Annotated in this window: 16 protein-coding genes; 6 read left to right on the top strand and 10 right to left on the bottom strand. The window is 72.0% G+C overall.

Annotation, left to right across the window (positions count from 1 at the left end; all coding sequences use genetic code 11):
* Positions 1–211 precede the first annotated feature (211 nt).
* Positions 212–862 (top strand): CAP domain-containing protein, encoded by a 651-nt coding sequence (locus tag AB6L24_RS18545; protein WP_405656549.1) that lies wholly within the window; start codon positions 212–214, stop codon positions 860–862.
* A 78-nt stretch (positions 863–940) separates the two neighbouring features.
* On the opposite strand, the gene AB6L24_RS18540 is transcribed toward AB6L24_RS18545, so the two are convergent.
* Together AB6L24_RS18540 and AB6L24_RS18535 are read right to left on the bottom strand one after the other, a co-directional pair.
* On the bottom strand, positions 941–2350 hold the full coding sequence (locus AB6L24_RS18540; RefSeq protein ID WP_405656547.1) for a 3-hydroxybutyrate oligomer hydrolase family protein: 1410 nt from the start codon (positions 2348–2350) through the stop codon (positions 941–943).
* Positions 2347–3402 (bottom strand): alpha/beta hydrolase family esterase, encoded by a 1056-nt coding sequence (locus AB6L24_RS18535; protein ID WP_405656545.1) that lies wholly within the window; start codon positions 3400–3402, stop codon positions 2347–2349. The genes AB6L24_RS18540 and AB6L24_RS18535 overlap by 4 nt, the downstream gene beginning before the upstream one ends.
* A 326-nt stretch (positions 3403–3728) precedes the next feature.
* Between AB6L24_RS18535 and AB6L24_RS18530 the strand changes: the two genes are divergently transcribed.
* Positions 3729–5180 carry an RICIN domain-containing protein gene (locus tag AB6L24_RS18530; RefSeq protein WP_405656543.1) on the top strand — a complete coding sequence of 484 codons (1452 nt, stop codon included), beginning with the start codon at positions 3729–3731 and terminating at the stop codon, positions 5178–5180.
* 153 nt (positions 5181–5333) lie between these two features.
* On the opposite strand, the gene AB6L24_RS18525 is transcribed toward AB6L24_RS18530, so the two are convergent.
* The gene (locus AB6L24_RS18525; RefSeq protein WP_405656540.1) at positions 5334–6269 is read right to left on the bottom strand and encodes an NADP-dependent oxidoreductase; all 936 of its coding nucleotides are present in this window, start codon (positions 6267–6269) and stop codon (positions 5334–5336) included.
* A gap of 194 nt (positions 6270–6463) precedes the next feature.
* Here AB6L24_RS18525 and AB6L24_RS18520 point away from each other — a divergent pair, with 194 nt between their 5' ends.
* Positions 6464–6844, top strand: coding sequence for a winged helix-turn-helix transcriptional regulator (locus AB6L24_RS18520; RefSeq protein WP_405656538.1), 381 nt, complete (start codon positions 6464–6466; stop codon positions 6842–6844).
* 45 nt (positions 6845–6889) lie between these two features.
* Here AB6L24_RS18520 and AB6L24_RS18515 read toward each other — a convergent pair whose 3' ends face one another.
* Entirely contained in the window at positions 6890–7759 is an 870-nt protein-coding gene (locus AB6L24_RS18515) for a winged helix-turn-helix transcriptional regulator (protein ID WP_405656536.1), read from the bottom strand.
* Between the two features lie 92 nt (positions 7760–7851).
* Here AB6L24_RS18515 and eno point away from each other — a divergent pair, with 92 nt between their 5' ends.
* Complete coding sequence (eno, locus tag AB6L24_RS18510) at positions 7852–9135, top strand: phosphopyruvate hydratase (RefSeq protein WP_405656534.1); 1284 nt, start codon at positions 7852–7854, stop codon at positions 9133–9135.
* 58 nt (positions 9136–9193) lie between these two features.
* On the opposite strand, the gene AB6L24_RS18505 is transcribed toward eno, so the two are convergent.
* The 6 genes from AB6L24_RS18505 to AB6L24_RS18480 all read right to left on the bottom strand — a co-directional run bounded on the left by AB6L24_RS18505 (position 9194) and on the right by AB6L24_RS18480 (position 14956).
* A complete protein-coding gene (locus tag AB6L24_RS18505) occupies positions 9194–9793 on the bottom strand; it encodes a dihydrofolate reductase family protein (RefSeq protein ID WP_405656532.1) in 600 nt (199 codons plus the stop codon).
* 125 nt (positions 9794–9918) lie between these two features.
* Positions 9919–10743, bottom strand: coding sequence for a metalloregulator ArsR/SmtB family transcription factor (locus AB6L24_RS18500; protein ID WP_405656531.1), 825 nt, complete (start codon positions 10741–10743; stop codon positions 9919–9921).
* A 76-nt stretch (positions 10744–10819) separates the two neighbouring features.
* Positions 10820–11293 (bottom strand): hypothetical protein, encoded by a 474-nt coding sequence (locus AB6L24_RS18495; RefSeq protein ID WP_405656529.1) that lies wholly within the window; start codon positions 11291–11293, stop codon positions 10820–10822.
* A 96-nt stretch (positions 11294–11389) separates the two neighbouring features.
* Complete coding sequence (locus tag AB6L24_RS18490) at positions 11390–11812, bottom strand: hypothetical protein (RefSeq protein WP_405656526.1); 423 nt, start codon at positions 11810–11812, stop codon at positions 11390–11392.
* Between the two features lie 134 nt (positions 11813–11946).
* Positions 11947–13812 (bottom strand): sigma-70 family RNA polymerase sigma factor, encoded by a 1866-nt coding sequence (locus AB6L24_RS18485; protein WP_405656524.1) that lies wholly within the window; start codon positions 13810–13812, stop codon positions 11947–11949.
* 157 nt (positions 13813–13969) lie between these two features.
* Positions 13970–14956: a sugar ABC transporter substrate-binding protein gene (locus AB6L24_RS18480; protein WP_405657217.1), complete on the bottom strand. Its 987-nt coding sequence runs from the start codon at positions 14954–14956 to the stop codon at positions 13970–13972.
* 267 nt (positions 14957–15223) lie between these two features.
* On the opposite strand from AB6L24_RS18480, the gene AB6L24_RS18475 reads away from it, so the two are divergent.
* The gene (locus AB6L24_RS18475; protein ID WP_405657215.1) at positions 15224–15934 is read left to right on the top strand and encodes a FadR/GntR family transcriptional regulator; all 711 of its coding nucleotides are present in this window, start codon (positions 15224–15226) and stop codon (positions 15932–15934) included.
* Positions 15935–16142: 208 nt separating this feature from the next.
* Entirely contained in the window at positions 16143–17303 is a 1161-nt protein-coding gene (locus AB6L24_RS18470) for an alkaline phosphatase PhoX (protein WP_405656523.1), read from the top strand.
* The last annotated feature ends 34 nt before the right edge of the window (positions 17304–17337 follow it).

The following is a 17337-nucleotide window of genomic DNA, read 5'->3' as shown; positions in this document are numbered from 1 at the left end:
TCAGCGGGCGGGGCCCGGCATGGACGGCAGGGCGTCGGCTCTGCCCGTCAGGGTGGCGCGGGTGCGGCCGGGGCGGGATGGACTTTCGCGTACGGCCCCATGGACTCTCGTACGCGAAGAACTCTCGTACACGAAAAAGTGTTGTCTCCGCGCGCTCAGCCGCTCTCCTGTACGCCGGACCGACCGGCGTACACCACAGAGCGGAGCAGACATGCACCTGGATCACGACGGCACGCAGGGCCGGACCCCCACCCCCGAGGCCGCCGACGGCGAGCGGCGCGGCCGTCACGGGCGGAGCACGCGCGGGCGCAAGGTCCGCGTCCTGGCCGGTGGCGCCGTGGCGGCTGCCGTGGTCGCCTCGGTGGGGACGTACGCGCTGGCCAACCCTTCCGGTACGGACGAGCAGCGCAAGGACGCGGCCGCCGACGCCGCCCCGCGCGCCAAGACCCCGCCGAAGCGCCCGGCGGTGAGCAAGTCCGCGAAGTACGCGAAGCAGCTCCTGGTCCTCGTGAACAAGGAGCGGGCCAAGGCGGGTTGCCGGGCTCTGCGCCTTGACCGCCGCGTGCAGACCGCCGCGATGGCGCACGCCAAGGACATGGCGGCCCGGAACTACTACGACCACACCAGCCCCGAGGGCGTGAGCGCGGGGGACCGGATGCGCAAGGCCGGCTACTCCGCCGGGGCCTGGGGCGAGAACATACACAAGGGCCCGAAGGGCCCCAAGACCGCGATGCGCGACTGGATGCGGAGTTCCGGGCACCGCAAGAACATCCTCAACTGCTCCTACAAGGACTTCGGCGCCGGTGTCAGCCTGAAGGCCAACGGCCCGTGGTGGGTGCAGAACTTCGCCACCAAGCGCTGACCCCGTAGCGCGCGAGGCAAGGGTGGGTTCAGGGCCTGAGGGGCAGGTCCTGAACCCCCACCGGGGCGCGGCTCGGGGTCAGCCCTTCAACGGACACCTGGTGAGCAGGGTGGCCGGGTCCGCCCCCGCGGGCCGTGGAACGGTGCGGCCGGGCGGCGGGCGTCGGCCCGTGCGGAGCCAGTCCTCGACGGCCGTGAACGCCGAGCGGTGGCAGGGCACGAGCGGGCGGAGCCGGTCGGGGAAGGTGTCGACGAGCGCGTCGGTGTGCGTGCCGCCCTCGACGCGGTACGAGCGGAACAGGTCCCCGCGGCCCGCGCCCCGGACCAGCCGGGCGTAGACGTCCGCGGTACGGCTGACGGGCAGCAGCACGTCGAGGGTGCCCTGCACCGTGATCAGCGGTTTCCCGATCCTGCCGGTCAGCTCGACCCGCTCGACGGCGCGGTGGACCCCGGCCGGACGGTTCGCGTAGTCGTAGTCCGCGTCGCAGCCGGGCGTGCCGGGCGCGCAGTACGGGGTGCCCGCCTCGGTCGGCCCGTCGAAGCCCGGGTCGAACTCCTCGCGGTAGACGCGCTGGGTCAGGTCCCAGTAGGTGCGGTGGTGGTAGGGCCACAGGAACTCCGAGCCCGCGGGGAAGCCCGCCGCGAGGATCTTCCGGTGGGCGCGGGCCGCCCCGGCGCCGCCCGCCGCGTACGTCGGGTAGGCGCGCAGCGCGGTCGGCAGGGACGTGAGCGGGTTCGGCCCGTCGGCGCGCCACAGGGTGCCCTCCCAGTCCACGCCGCCGTCGTACAGCTCGGGGTGGTTCTCCAGCTGCCAGCGCACGAGGTAGCCGCCGTTGGAGATGCCCGTGGCCAGGGTGCGGGCGGGAGGTCGCCCGTAGCGCTGGGCGGTGACCTCGCGGGCGGCCTTCGTGAGCTGGGTGACCCGCCGATTCCATTCGGCGACGGCGTCTGAGGGCCGTCGGCCGTCCCGGTGGAACCCGGTCCCGGTGTTGCCCTTGTCCGTGGCGGCGTAGGCGTAGCCGCGGGCGAGGACCCAGTCGCCGATCGCCCTGTCGTTGGCGTACTGCGCCCGGTTGCCCGGGGTGCCCGCGACCACCAGGCCGCCGTTCCAGCGGTCGGGCAGCCGGATGACGAACTGGGCGTCGTGGTCCCAGCCGTGGTGCGTGTTGGTCCGGGACGTGTCGGGGAAGTGGCCGTCGATCTGGATGCCGGGGACGCCGGTGGGCGTGGGCAGGTCCTTCGGGGTGAGCCCGGCCCAGTCGGCCGGGACGGTGTGGCCCGATCCGACGGTTCCGGCGGTGGTCAACTCGCTTAGACAGGAGGTGAGTTGGCGCTCGGCGCCGGGGACGTGCAGCTGGTCGACGCGGGTGCAGGTCGCGGACGTGGGGGCGTGTGTCCGGGCGTCGCTCGGGGCGGTGGTGAGGGCGAGCAGGAGGGCCGCGCCGGTGGCGGCGGTGCGCACGCGGTTGCCGCCCGGGGACCGGCTCACCGCTGGAGGCCGAAGAACTCGGTGATCCAGTGGCTGGAGCAGATCGACGCGACGAAGTGCGCCGTGCCCGTGGCCCCGCACTGCTGCGACCCGCTTCCGGGGTCGACCGGGGTGCCGTGGCCGACGGCCGGCACCCGGTCGACCTCGACGGCGACGCTCCCGTCGGCGGCGAGGTACTGCTCGCGTCGGGTGCCGTTGGGCCCGATGGTGGACGTGCGGTCGGGTGTCTGTTGCAGGCCGTGGACGGCCGTCCACTGGTCGCGCAGGGCGTCCGCATTCTTCGGTGCGACCGTGGTGTCGCGGTCGCCGTGCCAGACGGCCACGCGCGGCCACGGCCCGGTGTGGCCCGGGACGGCGTCCCGCACGCTCTTCGCCCAGGCCGCGGGGGTCCGGGTCACGCCGGGGTTCATGCAGGTGAACGCGGAGAGGACGTCGGTGGCGCAGCGGTGGGGCACACCGGCGACGACCGCTCCCGCCCGGAAGACGTCGGGGTAGGTGGCGAGCAGGGCCGAGGTCATCGCGCCGCCCGCCGAGAGGCCCGTCACGTACGTGCGCGAGGGGTCGCCGCCGTACGCGGAGCCGGCCTTGGCGACCATCTGCCGGATCGAGGTGACCTCGCCCTGCCCGCGGCCGGTGTCGGCGCTCTGGAACCAGTTGAAGCACTTGTTGAGGTTGTTCGACGTCGTGGTCTCGGCGAGGACCAGCAGGAACCCGTACTGGTCGGCGAACTTCGTCAGGCCCGAGTTGTCGGCGTAGAGCTGGGCGCTCTGGGTGCAGCCGTGCAGGGCCACCACCACGGCCGGATTCGTGGGCAGGGACGTCGGCCGGTACACGTACATGTTCAGGGCACCGGGGTTGGCCCCGAAGTCGGTCACCCGCTCCAGGGCGACCGCCGCGCGCGCCGCGGGGGCCGGGGCGTACAAGGACGCGCCGGAGGCGAGGGCGAGGGCCGCCACCAGCGTGCCGATCCTCCGCGTCCGGCGTCTGAGCCAGTGCGCCTGACGGGTCAACAGGTGGTCTCGGGTGGGTGGTCGGGCGATTCCGTACGCCATGGGGGGCCTCCTGCGAGCGGCGAGGTGCCGGTCACCCTAGGAGCGCCCCGGGCCCCGCGACATGGCGTCGGGCCCCACAACTGCCGTGCGCGCACAGGCCGTACGCCCCGTTGCGCAGCCGAGGCGGAGCACTCGCGGGAGCCGTCGCGGAGCACTCGCGCAGCCGTCACGGAGGCCGCCGCCGAGTCGTCACGTCCGGCGGACCGTAAAGCCCCTGTGGAACGGCTCGTGTTGAACGTATTGACGAACGGCGCGCACGCTCCTACGGTCCCGTTCCACAGAATCACACACGAATCAACAATTCAGAACGCAACGAAGGTTCCTTCATGTTGAGACGCACCCTCACCTCTCTCCTGGCCGCCGGCGCGAGCGTGCTCGCACTCCTCACCGCCGCTCCCCCGTCCCAGGCCGCACAGGCCGCCCCGGTCACCGTCACCAACGGGACGCAGTTCACCGACACCACAGGCGCGCCGGTCCACGCCCACGGCGGCGGGGTCATCAAGGTCGGCTCCGCCTACTACTGGTTCGGCGAGAACCGCGACGGCGGCAACAACTTCAAGGCCGTGTCCGTATACCGCTCCACCGACCTCAAGACCTGGGAGTTCAAGAAGGACGTCCTGACGCAGGAGTCCGCCCCCGAGCTCAAGGTCGCCAACATCGAGCGCCCCAAGGTCATCTACAACAAGTCCACCGGCAAGTTCGTCATGTGGATGCACAAGGAGAAGGGCAACGGCGACTACAGCGAGGCCCGCGCGGCCGTCGCCGTGTCCGACACCGTCGACGGCGACTACACCTGGAAGGGCAGCATGCGCCCGCCGGGCGACGTCACATCCAGGGACATGACCCTGTTCCAGGACGACGACGGCACGGCGTACCAGATCACGTCCGCCAAGGACAACGCCGACCTGCACATCTACCGGCTCACCGCCGACTACACCCGCTACGACAAGCTGGTCGCCAACCCCTGGGCGGGGACGTACCGCGAGGCGCCCGCACTGTTCAAGCGGGACGGCGTGTACTTCATGCTCACCTCGGGCAACAGCGGCTGGCAGCCCAACCAGCAGCAGTACGCCACCGCGACCAGCATCACGGGCCCGTGGAGCGAGATGAAGGACGCGGGCAACGACAACGGCTACCACTCCCAGACGACCTTCGTCCTTCCCGTGCAGGGGAGTTCGGGGACGTCGTACCTGTACATGGGTGACCGCTGGGGCAACTCGATGGGCGGCTCGGTCAACGACTCGCAGTACGTGTGGCTGCCGCTGTCGTTCCCGACGCGGACCCGGCTGACGCTGCCGTGGTACCCGAAGGTCGGCATCGACGCCGCCGCCGGGACCCTCAAGGGCGTGGAGGGCGGCCCGCACTTCGGCCTTCAGGCCCGGCACAGCGGCAAGTGTCTCGACGTGTCCGACGACTCCGCCGCCGACAACACGAGTGTCGTCCAGTACGGCTGCGGCTCGGGCCTCAACCAGCAGTGGCGCCTTGAGGACGTGGGCGGCGGGTACGCCCGCGTCCTCGCCCAGCACAGCGGCAAGTGCCTGGACGTGGCCGACGAGTCCACCGGGGACGGCGCCCCTGTGAACCAGTACCGCTGCGGCAACGGATCCCACCAGCAGTGGCAGTTCCAGGACCGGGGCGACGGGCGCTACCGCCTCGCGGCCCGGCACAGCGGCAAGTGCCTGACCGTCGCGGACGGGTCCACGCAGGACGGGGCACGGCTCGTGCAGCAGCCGTGCGGCAGCGGCGCCGACCAGCAGTTCCGGCGGCGCGCGGCCTGAGTCGGCGGGACGGCGCCCCGGGGGATCGGTCTGGTGCCCCGGGGCGTCGGCCGGGTGCTCAGGGGCGTCGGTTCAGGGGCCCGGGGTGCCGGTTCAGGCGCCCGGGGTGCCGGTTCAGGCGCCCCGGGGTGCCGTTCGGATGCCGGGCGTCGGTCAGGGGACGAGGACCAGGCCGCCGCGCCTGCCGTCGCGGTCCTCCAGTCGACGGTGGGCCCGCACCGCCTCGTCCAGGGGCAGGGTGTCGGCGACCCGGGCGGTGAGCCGGTCGGCCCCGGCGAGCGCGGCCAGGTGGGCGAGGGCCGCGCCGTCGGCGGCGACCCACTGCTCGGCCACCGTGATGCCGCGGAGCGGGGCCGGGGCGGCGCCGACGACGGAGACGAAGGAGCCGTGGTTGCGTACGGCACCCAGCGCCGCGATGCCGAGCGCGGCGGCGTCCAGGACGGCGTCCACGCCACCGGGCACCAGGGCGCGGACGTTCTCGGCGAGGTCGCGGGAGCGGGGGACGAACCACTCGGCCCCCGCGGCCCGTGCGAACTCCTCGTCGGCCGCTCCCGCGTACGCCACCACCCGCAGCCCGCGCAGCGCGGCCAGCTGCACCGCGAACCCGCCCACGGCTCCCGCCGCCCCGGTGACCAGCAGGGTCGCGCCCGGTTCCAGGGCCGCCCGGTCCAGGGCCTGGAGGGCGGTGAGTCCGTTCAGCGGCAGCGTGGCGGCCTCGACGGCACTCAGTCGCGCCGGGGCCGTCGCGACCGCGCCGACGTCCAGGACCACGAAGTCGGCGTACGTGCCGAGCGAGAGGTCGAGCCGGTCCCGCACTCCGATCACCTGGTCGCCCGGCGCGAACTCCGTCACCCCCGGGCCGACTTCGTCGACGCGCCCCGCGACGTCCCAGCCGATGCCGATCACGTCCCGGGGCGGCAGCAGTCCCGCCGCGCCGAGGTCACCGGACCGCGTCAGCGCGTCGACCGGGTTCACCGCGGCCGCCTCCACCCGCAGGCGGACCTGCCCGGCACCGGCGGCAGGCACCGGCACGTCCACGATCTCCAGGGCCTCCGGCCCGCCCACTTCCCGCACCACGACCGCGCGCACGCGCCGCTCCTCCCGTTGGACTCGTCCTCGCGTTCCGCGACGCGGCCCTCCGCCTCGTCCGCAACATCTGCCTCGTCCGAAACATCTGCCTCGTCCGCATCGCCGAACACCAGCGACCTTATGGAGAGTTACTCTCCATCGGGAAGAAGGCACTTCAAGGTGCCCACCGCACCGCGAGGAGAGCGAGGACCGCCATGAGCAAGCGCGCCGAGGAACGGGCCGCCTACGACGCCTATCTGGCCGAGTGCCCCGCACGGCACCTCCTCGACCGCATCGGCGACAAGTGGGTCAGCCTGATCGTCAACGCCCTGGCCGAGGGCCCCCAGCGCTACTCCGACCTGGCCCGGCGCCTCGCGAGCGTGAGCCAGAAGATGCTCACGCAGAGCCTGCGCAACCTCGAACGGGACGGCCTCGTGACCCGGACCGTCACGCCGTCCGTACCGGTGCGGGTCGACTACGCCCTCACGCCGCTCGGCGCGTCCCTGGTCCCGCTGATGCGGGCGATCAAGGCGTGGGCCGAGGAGCACATGGACGAAGTCCTGGCGGCCCGGACCGAGTACGACGCGGGGGCTTGAGCCCCACGGGCAGGCCGGGGGCGCCCGAGGTCACGCGGTCCTGCCTCACGTGTCGTCGGCGCACCCCGCGGCCAGGCGCAGGCTCTCGTCGACCGCGTGCGGGATGTCCACGACCGGGAACAACGTGTGGCGCACGGTCCGTTCGGCGTCGACGATCAGGATCAGGCGTTTGTGGCGCAGCCTGCCCGCGCCGCGGAAGGTCGGCAGGCGCAGGGCCGCGGCGAGCTGGTGGGCGGCGTCGGAGAGGAGGACGTACGGGACCTCCTCGGCGCGCGCGAACTCCGCCTGCTCGTGCAGGAGTTGGGTGCTGATGCCGCGTACATCGACGCCCGCCGCGCGGAAGTCGGGCCAGGCGTCGCGGAAGAGCCGGTTCTCCAGGGTGCAGCCGACCGCCCCGGGGATCGGTGGCTCGCCCCACTGGATGCCCGTGCCGGGGTAGGTGAACAGGACGGTCGCGGCGGCGCCCGGGGAGATCAGGGGGAGGTCGGCGCCCCGCGGTCCCGGCAGGTCGATGCCGTCGGGCACGCGGGTGCCGGTCAGGGCGTGCACGCGGGCGTGCTCCGCGCTGTCGGCCTCGGTGGTGCCGGTGAGGCTGCCGTCGCCGAGGACCCACCGGTCGCCCCAGTCCTGCATGGCGACGAGCAGCGGGAGCAGCGCGGCTCCGGCGTCGGTGAGCACGTACTCGTACCGCACGGGACGCCGTTGGTAGAGGCTGCGGCGCAGCACGCCCTGGGCGACCAAGCGGCCGAGGCGCTCGGTGAGTACCTTGCGGGACAGTCCGAGTTCGGCGGCGAGCGCGTCGAAGCGGACGTGGCCGCGGGCGACCTCGCGCAGCACCAGCACGTTCCACCAGTCCCCAAGGACCAGGGCGGCCTGCGCGATGCCGCAGGTCTCGTCAGCGTTGTGCATCCTCATGGACCCATAGTAGGTTCCTTTTCGGGACCCACTTTGTTTCTGCTTGAAACTTACCGCCCGCCGTGCGCGGGCCCTGCGTGAGGAGCTGCACCGTGACCGCCATCAGCCGGGTCGTCGCACGGGAGATCATCGACAGCCGGGGCAACCCCACCGTCGAGGTCGACGTCGAGCTCAAGGACGGCTCGCTCGGCCGCGCGGCCGTTCCCTCGGGCGCCTCCACCGGAGCCAGGGAGGCGGTGGAGCTGCGTGACGGGGACCCGGACCGGTACCACGGCAAGGGAGTACGGGCCGCCGTCGACGCCGTGAACGAGTCCATCGCGGACGCCGTGACCGGGCTCGACGCCGAGGACCAGGCGACCGTGGACCGCACGATGATCGACCTGGACGGCACGGCCACGAAGTCGCGGCTCGGCGCCAACGCCCTGCTCGGCGTCTCCCTCGCCACCGCCAAGGCCGCCGCGGCCGCCCACCGGCTGCCGCTCTACCGTTACGTCGGCGGGGTCGACGCCCGCATACTGCCCGTGCCGATGATGAACATCGTCAACGGCGGCGCGCACGCGGACAATCCGCTGGACTTCCAGGAGTTCATGATCGCCCCGATCGGCGCGGCGACCTTCGCCGAGGCCGTCCGGATGGGCTCCGAGGTCTTCCACACCCTGCGCGGCAACCTGATCGCCGCCGGTCACAGCGTGAACGTCGGCGACGAGGGCGGCTTCGCACCCGACCTGCGCACCGCCGACGAGGCCCTGGACTTCGTCGTGCGCGCCATCGAGCAGACCGGGTACAAGCCCGGCACCGACTTCACCCTCGTCATGGACCCGGCCACCTCGGAGTTCTTCCACGACGGGATCTACGACTACGCGGGCGAGGGCGTCCGCCGCACCCCCGCGGAGCAGGCCGACTACCTCGCCGCCCTCGTCGACCGCTACCCCGTCGCCTCCATCGAGGACCCGATGGCCGAGGACGACCACGACGGCTGGCGCGATCTGACGGCCCGCCTCGGCGACCGCTGCCAGCTCACCGGCGACGACGTCTTCTGCACCAACGAGGCGCTCCTGAGCGCCGGTATCCGTGACGGCGTCGCCAACTCGATCCTGGTGAAGGTCAACCAGATCGGCACGCTCACCGAGACCCTGGCCACGGTCTCCACCGCGCACCGCGCCGGGTACACCGTCGTGATGTCCCACCGCTCCGGCGAGACCGAGGACACCACCATCGCCGACCTGGCCGTCGCCACGGGCTGCGGCCAGATCAAGACCGGCTCCCTGTCCCGCTCCGACCGCACCGCCAAGTACAACCAACTGTTCCGGATCGAGGAGGAGTTGGGCGCGCAGGCCCGGTACGCCGGGCGGGAGGCGCTGGGGCTGCGCCCCTGACGTCCGCGGCTCCGCACGCCCACGGCCGCCAGCGGCCGTGGACGGCCGACCGGCCGCCTCAGCGCACCCGGTCGTAGATCAGGGCCAGCTCGCCGAGGTCGCCGGTCTCCTGCCGTACGAGCTTCCACTGCGAACCGGGCAGGCCGTCCTCGAACAGTCGCTCCCCTCCCCCGGCGATCTCGGGGCAGACCAGCAGATACAGCCGGTCGAGCAGGTCGGCGGCGAGCAGCGCCTTGATGACGCTCGCGCTGTTGTTGACGAGGATGTCGCCCTCGCCGGTGGACCTGAGCTCGGCGACGACGTCGGCGGCCGGGGCGTTCACGACGCGGGCACGTTCCCACGGGGCCTGGGTCAGAGTGCTCGAGAGGACCACCTTCTCCGTGTCGACCAGCCACTTCGCGTAGCCCCGATCACGCGGGTCGGCGTTCTCGTCCGCGGCGACCGTCGGCCAGTACGCCAGGAATCCCTCGGCGCTGACCCGTCCGAGCACGGCTGTCGTCGCGCCCTCCCAGATGCGGGTGAGGTGGTCGCGTGCGACTTCGGTGGTCGCGTAGCGGACGATCGCGCCGATGTCGGCGGATCCGCCGGGTCCGTTGTAGCGCCCGTCGAGGGTGAGGGCGAGGTTCGCGGCGACCTTGCGTGCGGTGGAGTCGGTCATGGCGGTGATTCCTCTTTCCGTGTGCTCGGCACGAAGTGCCTTGTTCGTGGGTTGAGGTGCCTGGTTCGTTGTTCTTGGTGTGAGGTGTCTTGCTCGTTGTTCTTGCTCTGAGGTGACTGGTTCGTTCACCTGGGTGTGCGGACTGCGGCGGCGAGCTTGTCGAGGCTCTGGCCGAAACCGATCTCGATGCCCGCGATGAAGTCCGCGGAGTCGACCGTGCTGCCGGTGATCCGGTACTGGACGTCGAGGTCCGTGCCGGTGCCGCTGGGCCGGAGGCCGAAGTCGACGTGGGCGGTGAAGGCGGCGCTGCCGTCGGGAAGGTGCGGGGAGAGCCGGTAGGCGAGGCGTTCGCCGGGGCGTGCGTCGACGACGACTCCCTCCCCGTGCCCCGCGACCTGGTCGGAGCCGTCGGCGTCGTCGGTGTCGCGGTACTGCAGGACGATCCGGCCTTCCGGGCGCGCCTCGAAGACGAGCTCGGAGACGCGCAGGTCGTCGGGCGTCCACCACCGGGTGAGCAGCGACGGCTCGGTCAGGTGGCGCCAGACCAGGTCGGGGCTCCCGGCCAGGGTCCGGTGGAAGTCGAACGTGCGGCCGTCGGCCCACCCCGGCTGCTCCGCGGCGCGGCGCTCGGTGTCGAGGCTCTGTCCGTAGCGGTCGTACGTCTCGCGCGGGCCGCCGGCCCGGTCCGCGGTGTCGGCGAGCCCTTCGAGCACGGCCGCCAGGTCCCGCAGGGGGGTGGACTTGAGGGCGTAGATACGGCGCTGGCCCGTGCGCTGCGACGTGACGACGCCCGCGCGCTCGAGGTGCTGCAGGTGCTTGGTCGTCTGCGGCTGGCGCGCCTCGGCGAGCTGCGCGAGGACGCCGACCGGGCGGGGCCGCTCGGCCAGGAGGGCCACGAGCCGCCAGCGCGCCGGGTCGGCCAGTGCGGTGAGGAGTGCGTCTGCGTCCATGGACAGCAGTATTCACCTTGACGAATATTCGTGTCAAGGAATATTCGTCGGAGCGGGGAGGGCGGTGATCGGCGCGTCACTGATCGCCCACGGGTGCCTGCCGGGCCAGGAACTCCTCGAACGCCGCCTTCTGCTTCGGGTCCATGAACCCTTGGCGGACGTTCCTGGCCTTCTCCTGGAGCCAGTGCGCCTCGTCGGGGTTCAGCAGCTCGGCGACCACCACGCCTTCGCGCGCGACCGCCGTGCGCCCTCCGACGCGGCGGCGGAAGAGCGTGAACGCGCCGAATGCGACCGGGTGAGCCAGTTCCGGCTCCTCCTCCGCGGCCCCGTGCTCGTCCCCAGCACCACTCGCGGGGTAGGCGGTCGGGGCCCAGTGCTCCCAGAGCGCCAGCGTGGCCGCGGGCACCAGCACCGAGCGCTCCCCCACGGTGCTCCCCTCCCACACGAACGTGACGGTGACGGGCTCACCGACCGCCTCGGCCAGCCCGAGCACCCTCTCCACCTCGTCGTTGATCGGGTAACTCACCACTGCGTTGATCTCAATTCCCATGGCGCCCGAGGCTACTTGCCCCCTCTGACAGGCCGACCCGCCGCTTCCGCGTGCCGTCGACGCCGGAGCCGCACCGGGACGCAGGGGTCCGCCCACTCAGTGTTCGGCCACCACGCGCGCCCGGTACCCGCGCTCGTCGTCCGACTCCCACGTCCCCGCGTACCCCTTCCACCTCGCCCGCTGCTCGCCGGTCGCGGGCACACCGAGCTGCTCGGCCAGGCGCGGGTCCGCCCCGGCCTCGCGGAACACGCACTGCGCGGCACCGAGCGCCTCGGACCTGGTCACCGCGTTGCTCATGGGCGCGGGGGTGACGACGCGGAGCGTGTCGCCGTCGGCCGAAAGATCGAAGAACTGGTCCGCCGTCAGCTTGTCGGTGAAGGCCTTGAGGGAGTCGGCGGTCTTGGCCTCACAGGTGTCCAGGACCTTCGCCAGGCCCTCCGGCTCGTCCGAGGCGGAGTCGCAGCCCAGCAGCAAGGCGGCGAGGAGGAGGGTGGGCGCGGCGGTCCGGAGTCTCGGCATGGCGCCCATCCTGCCGGGCGAGGGGGCCGAGCGTCCGGGGTTCCGAGTGGCCTACGGGCCGGGCTTCAGGCAGCGTTCGGGTCGGACTTCAGGCCGCGTTCGGGCCGGGCTTCGCGGCGGGCGCCGCACCCCGGCTACCTCCCGAACACCTGCGTCCACGTCCAGTCCTTCTCGACCACGCCGACGCCCATGGTGGTGAGGTCGCAGTTGAGGATGTTCTCGCGGTGGCCCTGGGAGTTCATCCACGTCTGCATGACGGAGTCCGGGGAGCTCTGGCCGCGGGCGATGTTCTCGGCGCCGGGCGAGGGGTAGCCCTGGGCCGTGGCCCGGTCGGCGAAGGAGCGGCCGTCCTGGCTGGTGTGGTCGAAGTAGCCGTTCTCGGACATGTCCTCGCTGTGGAGCTGGGCGGCGCGGGAGAGCCGGTCGTCGAGCTTCACGGGGCGGCAACCGGCCTTGGCCCGCTCGTCGTTGACGATGGCGAGGACCTTCCCTGCCGTGGTGTTCGCGGGGGCCGCCGTGGGTGCGGTCGGCGCGGTGGGGCGGGGCTTCGGTGTCTCGGTCCTGGTCGGCTTCGGGGCGGGCTTCGTCGTGCGCGAGGGCTTGGGCTTGGGCGCGGCGGACTTGCTGGGCTTCGCCTTCGGCTTGCGCGACGGCGAGGGCGAGGCGGTGGGCGAGGGCGAGGCGTCGGGGGCGGCGGACGTCTCGGGCGGCGCGTCGGCCGCGGAGGTCGACTTGTCGTCCTCCCCGTCGCCCGGGAGCAGGTTCAGGCCCGCCATCGTCCCTCCGGTGACGAGTACGGCGGCGGCGGCCGCGAGCACGGTGGCGCGCCGCCGCTTGGCTATTCGGCCCGGGCGGCGGTGGCTGCGGCGGCCGGGGGGCGGGGCGTCGCCCACGGTGGCGAGGACGGAGGTGTCGCCGGCGGGGGCGCCGGGCGGCGGGGGGACGTGGTCCAGGTGGGCGTCGGCGCCGAGGGGTCCGCCCGCGAAGCCGTCGTGTCCGGCCGGGGCGAAGTCCGAGCCGTGGGCCGAGCCCGGCCCCTGGCCCACGCCCGCGCCTTGGGCGAAGTCGGATCCGTGGACCCGATCTGCCCCCTGGCCGAAGTCGGAGCCGTGGGCCCAGTCGGCCCCCTGGGCGAAGTCCGAGCCAGGCCCCAGATCCGCGCCGTACGCGACATCCGTGGCGTCACCGAAGCCCGCCCCCGACCCCCTACCCCGCCCGAGCGCCGCAAGCCCCGCCAGCGCCACCGGCACAAGACCGAGGCCGACCAGCAGCCCCTCGGCCGGCACCAGCCCCGCCTCGTACCCGGAGCAGGCCGTGCAATCCCGTACATGGCGGGCGATCCGCTTGCGCCAGAGCCCGGACGGCTGCCCGTCCCAGACGCCGAGCACCGAGGTGAGCCCGGCGCACGACGGCTGCGCGGACAGCGCCCGTACGACCAGGCGAGCGGTCTCCAGCTGCGCCTTCATGCGCTGCACCCGCACCGCCGTGTGCTGCGGCGACAGACACATGGCGGTGGCCACGTCGCTGCGGCTCAGCTCCCCGGCCGCCTCCAGCCACCACAGCGAGAGGAGCGCGCGGTCGTCGGTGTCGAGCCAGCGGGTGGCCTCGGCCGCCTCCCGCCGCTGCCCCTCGAGACCCAGGCGCAGGATGGTCAGGTCCACGAAGTCGGCGCCCGGATCGGCCACGTCGTACGCGTCCTGGAGCCCGGAGCCGGTGGGCGCGGCCCGCTGCTTGTGCCAGTGCCCGCGGATCTGGTTCATCGCGATGGCCACCAGCCAGGACCGGAAGCTGCGCGGGTCCTGGAGCGAGCCGAGCGCGCCGAGCGCGCGGATCATCGTCTCCTGCACCACGTCGTCGACGTCGGCGTGCCCGTTCAGCGCCCGGCCCACGATGTTGTACACCAGCGGCAGATACTCGGTGACCAGCTCGTCCTGCGCCCACAGGGCACCCTGCCGCGCCGCCTCGACCACCGCGGCAAGGTGCTCCTCAGTCGCTGTCACAGCCGCCCACGTCCTTTCCCTGTCCCCCGCATTTTCCGTCCGACACCTGGGAGACCCGAGGGCGGGGGCGGGATAACAGAAAACAGGAGTGACGTCACCGCTCCCTGCTCAGCGGTCAGCGGTCAGCGGTCAGCGGTCAGCGGTGACTGATCAGCGCTCACTCATCATCGCTGTCGTGGAACAGCCCCACGTTCTCCTTGGTCACCAGCGGCGCGGACAGCTGGTCCTCGAGCATGCCGTTGGGCAGCCGAACGATGGTCGAGCCGTGGTCGGTGGGCCCGGGCTTGAACTTCTCCCCGTTCATCGCGGCCTTGATGTAGAACATCCCGTACTTCGCGTACGCGTCCGCGGGCTGCGAGACGGTCGCGTCGATCTGGCCCTTGCGGATGGCCTCGAACTCCTGCGGGATGCCGTCGTTCGACACGATCGTGATGTGCCCCTTCGTCCCCGCCTGCTTCAGCATGCCCTTCGCCTTGAGGGTCTGGAGCGTCGGCGCGAGATAGACGCCGCCCGCCTGCATGTAGATGCCCTCGATGTCCGGGTTCGCGTTGAGAAGGGTGTCCAGCTTGGACGCGGCCGTGTCCGACTCCCACTTCGCGGGGATCTCCAGGACCTTGACCTTCGGGTACTTCTCCTTCATGCACTGCCGGAAGGCCTTGGACCGGTCCCGGCCGTTCACCGACGCGAGATCGCCCATGATCTGGACGACCTTCCCGCTCTTGATCTCGTCGCCGAGGTAGTCACAGGCCTTCTGGCCGTACGCCACGTTGTTCGCCCGCACGACCATCGCGACCTTGCCCTTCTCCGGCGCCACGTCCACGGCGACCACGGGCACACCCTTGCGCTCCGCCTGGTCGAGCCCGGCGGAGATCGCGGCACTGTCGATCGGCGCGACGACCAGACCCTTCACACCCTGGTTGAGCTGGTTGTTGATGTCCGTGATCTGCTGCGCCGGGTCGCTGTTGGAGTTGACGGTCTTCAACGCGTCGACGTCCTCGGACTTCGCCATCTTCGGCACATAGTCGTTGTACGACTGCCAGAACGGCGAGGTCAGCAGCGGCAGGATCACGCCGACCTTGCCCTCCCCACCGCCCCCGCCACCGGATCCGGCATTGTCGTCCGTGCTGCCACAGGCCGAGAGCATCAGGGTGGCGCTGGCGCCAACTGCCGCCACACGCACGGCCCGTGCTCTGATCCCGAGGGTTGTTCTGGCCACGTATCGGCTCCATACAAGTGATGAGAGTGAGGGGTTCCGACATCCCGGCGTCGGTGGCTCTGAATGTTCATCGGATCACTCGGCGGAGTCAATGGCCCAGAGGTACTGATCTTCGTCATGATCCCGGTCATTGGTCTGATCACCCTCGTGGTTAGACTCGCCCGCAAGGGACTTGGAGGAGCAGCTGTGGAAGATCTGGACGTGCGCACCGCCCCGCAGAAGGGCACGGTGACACAGCGCGCCATCGACCAGATCAAGGCGATGATCGCCGACGGACTGCTCGGCCCGGGCCAACGACTTCCCACCGAGCGGGACTTGGCCGTACAGCTCGGAGTGTCGCGCAGCTCGATGCGCGAGGCCGTACGCGCGCTGACCTTCATGGGCGTCCTGGAGGCGCGGCACGGGTCGGGGGTGTATGTCACCCAACTGGCCGCCGGCGACCTCCTGGAGTCCTTCGGCGTCGTCGCCGACCTCTCCCGGGGGCCGCAGATGGTCGAACTCCTCGAGGTCCGCAAGGTGTTGGAGTCCACCGCGGCCGCGCTGGCCGCCGCCCGCATCGACGCCGACCAACTCGCGGAGGTGACACGGCACTTGCGGGCCATGGACACCACCGACGACACCGAGGAGATCCTCGCCCACGACGTGGCGTTCCACCGGGCCATCAACGAAGCCGCGGGCAACGACACCATGGCGGCGGTCCTCGAAGGCCTCTCCTCGCGCACCTTCCACACCCGGGTCTGGCGCGGCTACCAGGAAGAGGGCGCCATCGAGCGCACCCGCCGCGAACACGCCCGCATCCACCGGGCGTTGGTCGCCCGGGACCCGGAGGCGGCGCGGGTCGCGGCGGCGGTCCACGTCGGCGAGGTCGAGCAGTGGCTCCGCGAGAGGCTGGCCGAGGGCGTCTGAGGCCGCACCCCCGCACATCCTCCACGACCCGCACCGGCCCGCCCCGTCCGCTCCCTTCCCGCCGAGTCCTGCTCACTTTTCGGCCAGGAAGAGTTCGCCTGCGGGGGCCTCATCGTCCGGGTACGGCGACCTCTAGGTTCTCCTCGATGACCAGTCGGCTCGGTGCTCAACAGAGCGTTGTCCGCCCTTCATCGACGAAGGAGTAGTTGTGGAACGTCGTACCTTCCTGCGCGGAGCCGTCATCGGGAGCTCGGCCGCCGCGTTCGGCGGCACCCTGATGCACGGCGCCGCCTACGCGGCCCCGGCCCAGAACGGGCCCGGCCCGTACGGCGCGCTCGGAGCCGCCGACGCGAACGGCATCCGGCTGCCCGGCGGCTTCACCAGCCGGGTCATCGCCCGCTCCACCCAGGTCGTCCCCGGCACGTCCTACACGTGGCACAACGCCCCCGACGGCGGCGCGTGTTTCGCCGACGGCGCGGGCTGGATCTACGTCTCCAACTCGGAGATCAACCCCGGCGGCGGCGCGGGCGCCGTGAAGTTCAACTCCTCGGGCACCGTCACCGGAGCCCACCGCGTCCTCTCCGGCACCCGGCAGAACTGCGCGGGCGGCGCCACCCCGTGGAACACCTGGCTGTCCTGCGAGGAGGTGTCCCTCGGCTACGTCTACGAGACCGACCCGTGGGGCGTGAACGCGGCCACCCGGCGGGACGCCATGGGCCGCTTCAAACACGAGGCCGCGGCCGCCGACCCGGGCCGCCAGGCGGTCTACCTCACCGAGGACGAGGGCGACGGCTGCTTCTACCGCTTCCGGCCGACCACCTGGGGCAACCTGTCCGCCGGCACCCTGCAGGTCCTGGTGGCGGGCTCCGGCACCTCGGGCTCCTTCACCTGGGCGAACGTGCCCGACCCGGACGGCTCCCCCACCGCGACCCGCAACCAGGTCTCCGGCGCCAAGCGGTTCAACGGCGGCGAGGGCTGCCACTACGCGGGCGACACCGTCTGGTTCACCACCAAGGGCGACAACCGCGTCTGGCAGCTCAACCTCACCAACAGCACCTACGAACTGGCCTACGACGACAATCTGGTCAACCCCGGCCCCGCTCCCCTGACCGGCGTCGACAACGTCACCGGCTCTTCCTCCGGCGACCTGTTCGTCGCCGAGGACGGCGGCAACATGGAGATCTGCATCATCACCCCGGACGACATCGTCGCGCCGTTCCTGCGGATCAACGGCCAGTCCGGCTCGGAGATCACCGGCCCGGCCTTCTCGCCCAACGGCTCCCGCCTGTACTTCTCCAGCCAGCGCGGCACGTCGGGCAGTTCGTCGGGCGGCATCACCTACGAGGTGACCGGGCCCTTCCGCACCTGACGGTCGTACAGCGGTACGCGCGAGGGCACGTGAA

The sequence above is a fragment of the Streptomyces sp. RK9 genome (assembly GCF_045070545.1).
Lineage (GTDB): Bacteria > Actinomycetota > Actinomycetes > Streptomycetales > Streptomycetaceae > Streptomyces > Streptomyces alboflavus.
The sequence above is the reverse complement of the archived record's forward strand: the minus strand, read 5'-3'. Positions and strand labels throughout refer to the sequence as shown.

Excerpts from the sequence above, each read along its gene's own strand:
- AB6L24_RS18545 (WP_405656549.1), top strand. The coding sequence starts at position 212 with ATGCACCTGGATCACGACGGCACGCAGGGCCGGACCCCCACCCCCGAG.
- AB6L24_RS18535 (WP_405656545.1), bottom strand. The coding sequence starts at position 3,402 with ATGGCGTACGGAATCGCCCGACCACCCACCCGAGACCACCTGTTGACC.
- AB6L24_RS18530 (WP_405656543.1), top strand. The coding sequence starts at position 3,729 with ATGTTGAGACGCACCCTCACCTCTCTCCTGGCCGCCGGCGCGAGCGTG.
- AB6L24_RS18520 (WP_405656538.1), top strand. The coding sequence starts at position 6,464 with ATGAGCAAGCGCGCCGAGGAACGGGCCGCCTACGACGCCTATCTGGCC.
- AB6L24_RS18515 (WP_405656536.1), bottom strand. The coding sequence starts at position 7,759 with ATGAGGATGCACAACGCTGACGAGACCTGCGGCATCGCGCAGGCCGCC.
- AB6L24_RS18505 (WP_405656532.1), bottom strand. The coding sequence starts at position 9,793 with ATGACCGACTCCACCGCACGCAAGGTCGCCGCGAACCTCGCCCTCACC.
- AB6L24_RS18500 (WP_405656531.1), bottom strand. The coding sequence starts at position 10,743 with ATGGACGCAGACGCACTCCTCACCGCACTGGCCGACCCGGCGCGCTGG.
- AB6L24_RS18495 (WP_405656529.1), bottom strand. The coding sequence starts at position 11,293 with ATGGGAATTGAGATCAACGCAGTGGTGAGTTACCCGATCAACGACGAG.
- AB6L24_RS18490 (WP_405656526.1), bottom strand. The coding sequence starts at position 11,812 with ATGCCGAGACTCCGGACCGCCGCGCCCACCCTCCTCCTCGCCGCCTTG.
- AB6L24_RS18480 (WP_405657217.1), bottom strand. The coding sequence starts at position 14,956 with ATGCTCTCGGCCTGTGGCAGCACGGACGACAATGCCGGATCCGGTGGC.